Origin of the sequence: Streptomyces sp. NRRL WC-3549, from assembly GCF_000721935.1 — a bacterium.
Taxonomy (GTDB): Bacteria; Actinomycetota; Actinomycetes; order Streptomycetales; family Streptomycetaceae; genus Streptomyces.
Genome location: NZ_KL585387.1, coordinates 117931 through 120675 on the forward strand (window position 1 = coordinate 117931; position 2745 = coordinate 120675).

General features: G+C 71.5%; 2 protein-coding genes and 1 pseudogene. 2 read left to right on the top strand and 1 reads right to left on the bottom strand.

Annotated elements, in window-relative coordinates; genetic code table 11:
* A partial coding sequence (locus IH13_RS0105885; RefSeq protein ID WP_031081610.1) for an acyl-CoA carboxylase biotin carboxyl carrier protein subunit occupies positions 1-629 on the top strand: 629 nt, incomplete at its 5' end.
* Entirely contained in the window at positions 626-1786 is a 1161-nt protein-coding gene (locus IH13_RS0105890) for an acyl-CoA dehydrogenase family protein (RefSeq protein ID WP_031081611.1), read from the top strand. The genes IH13_RS0105885 and IH13_RS0105890, both read left to right, overlap by 4 nt.
* Before the next feature lie 266 nt (positions 1787-2052).
* Here the strand turns inward: IH13_RS0105890 and IH13_RS0105895 are convergent.
* Positions 2053-2745: pseudogene (locus IH13_RS0105895) on the bottom strand (radical SAM protein); the annotation flags it as partial.

Below are 2745 nucleotides of genomic sequence, written 5' to 3' on the forward strand. Positions count from 1 at the left end.
CCGCGCTCGCCCAGGCCGCCACCCGGCCGCCCACGGGCCCCGCCCGCTTCGGCGCCTGGCGCAACCTCGCCTCCGGCCCCCAGGTCAGGAGCTACCGCGCGGAAGGCGACGACTCCACGTACGAGATCGCCTACCGCACCGGACGCGCCACGCTCCTCCCGGAGACCGGCGAACGCGTCCTCGCCGCCACCCCGGACCGCGTCACCCTCGAAACGGGCGGCGTCACCCTGCACTTCGCCGTCGCCGCGCACGGCTCCCGGGTGTACGTGGACGCGGCCACCGGCTCGTACGCCTTCACCGCCCTGCCGCGCTTCACCGACCCCGCCGAACGCACCGAACCCGGCTCCCTGCTCGCCCCCATGCCCGGCACCGTCGTACGCCTCGCGGACGGGCTCGCGGCGGGCGCGGCGGTCGAGGCCGGGCAGCCCCTGATCTGGCTGGAGGCGATGAAGATGGAGCACCGCATCCTCGCCCCCGCCTCCGGCACCCTCTCCGCGCTCCACGCCGTACCCGGCCGCCAGGTCGAGGTCGGTGCCCTGCTCGCCGTCGTCACCGAGGCCACCGCCGCCTCGGCCACCGCACCCTCGGCCACCGCCCCCTCGGCCACCGCACCGGAGGAGAACGCATGAGCACCGTCCTAGAAACCGAAGAGCACCAGGCCCTGCGCGCCGCCGTCGCCGCGCTCGGCAAGCGCTACGGGCGCGACTACATGACCTCCGTGGTCCGCGCGGGCTCCCACCCCCGCGAGCTGTGGTCCGACGCCGCCGCACTGGGCTACCTCGGCGTCAACCTCCCCGAGGAGTACGGCGGCGGGGGCGGCGGCATGGCCGAACTCTCCATCGTGCTGGAGGAGCTGGGCGCCGCCGGGTCTCCGCTGCTGATGATGGTCGTCTCGCCCGCCATCTGCGGCACCGTCATCGCCCGCTTCGGCACCGAGCACCAGAAGCGGCAATGGCTGCCCGGCCTCGCCGACGGCACCCTCACCATGGCCTTCGGCATCACCGAACCCGACGCCGGGTCCAACTCCCACCGCATCACCACCACCGCCCGCCGGGACGGCGGCAACTGGGTCCTCACCGGCCGCAAGGTCTTCGTCTCCGGCGTCGACATCGCGGACGCCACGCTCGTCGTCGGCCGCACCGAGGACGCCCGTACCGGCAAGCTGAAGCCCTGCCTCTTCATCGTCCCCCGCGAGACCCCCGGCTTCGGCCGCTCCCCGATCGACATGGAACTCCAGGCGCCGGAGAAGCAGTTCGATCTGGTCCTGGACGAGGTACGGCTCCCCGCCGACGCGCTCGTGGGAGAGGAGGACGCCGGACTCCTCCAGCTGTTCGCCGGGCTCAACCCGGAGCGGATCATGACCGCCGCCTTCGGCATCGGCATGGGCCGGTACGCGCTCGCCAAGGCCGTCGAGTACGCCCGAACCCGCCAGGTGTGGAAGGCCCCCATCGGCTCCCACCAGGCCATCGCGCACCCCCTCGCGACCGCCCACATCGACCTGGAACTGGCCCGCCTCATGATGCAGAAGGCGGCCCGGCTGTACGACGACGGCGACGACATCGGCGCCGGCGAGGCCGCCAACATGGCCAAGTACGCGGCCGGCGAGGCCTGTGTGAAGGCCGTGGACCAGGCCGTCCACACCCTCGGCGGCAACGGCCTCACCCGCGAGTACGGCCTCGCCTCCCTGATCACGGCGGCCCGCGTCGCCCGGATCGCGCCCGTCAGCCGCGAGATGATCCTGAACTACGTCTCCCACCAGTCGCTGGGCCTGCCCAAGTCGTACTGAGCCCGGCCCCAGCACACCCCGGCCCACCCGAGGCCCCCTCTCCGTACCGCTGAAGAGGGGGGCCGGTGGTGGCGGGATCCCGACGCGGGTGGGCTGATCGTCACTCCTGACTCCCAAGGAGCGCCGAGCGGTCGGGTGGCGGTGCTCCTGGTCGCCGCCCTCGGCGGCCCGAGCTGGTCACTGACAAGTCGAACGATCCTGTCGGGGGCAGGTCAGTTGCCGGGCCAACCTCCTCTGAACCAGTGTCCTAACCGGCAGGCGCGGTCCTATCCGGCGCGTAACGTCGTGGCGTGCAGTTTCGTAAGACGCGCTGCCTCGTCGGCACGGAATGCGGCCACCTCGTGGCACCGCTGGCTCATGACGAATTCGCCAAGGCTCATACACAGGTCCATACGCCGGATGCACACTCCGACCATGAAGGGGCCGTCCGCGGCCCGGTACAGCCGGACCCCGTAGTAACCCTCCTGGCAGTCCCGGTCGTTGTTGAACCTGCATCCGGTGCATGTCTCGGGAAGCCGTGCAGGGCGGATGCTCTTGGCGTAGAGCGTGCGCCCGTCCGGGAGGCGATAGCGCACGCGTTGGTCGGATGCCCCGGCTGTGACGATGCGGCTGACCGGTACGGCGCCGAGGTGGTCGACGACGGCTTGCATGGCGTCGATGGACGCCCCTCCGTCCTCCAGCGACACGAGCATGCGCACGATGACGGCACGGCCGTGCCGTTCGATGATCCGGAGTACACGGTCGACGTGACTGCGGTCGGGAATCACGATGTTCGCGGACACTTTTACCCCGTGCGCGGTCGCGGCCTCGATCGTGGCGTCGAGGGCGGTGAGCTTGCGCGCAGCAAGCTTGGGAGAGGCGAAGCGAGGCCCCTGCACGGCAGCGAGCTCCTCGGGCGTGGTTCCGAAGACAGAGAGGTTGATGCGGTCGAGACCAGCGGCTGCGGCAGCCGGCAGTAC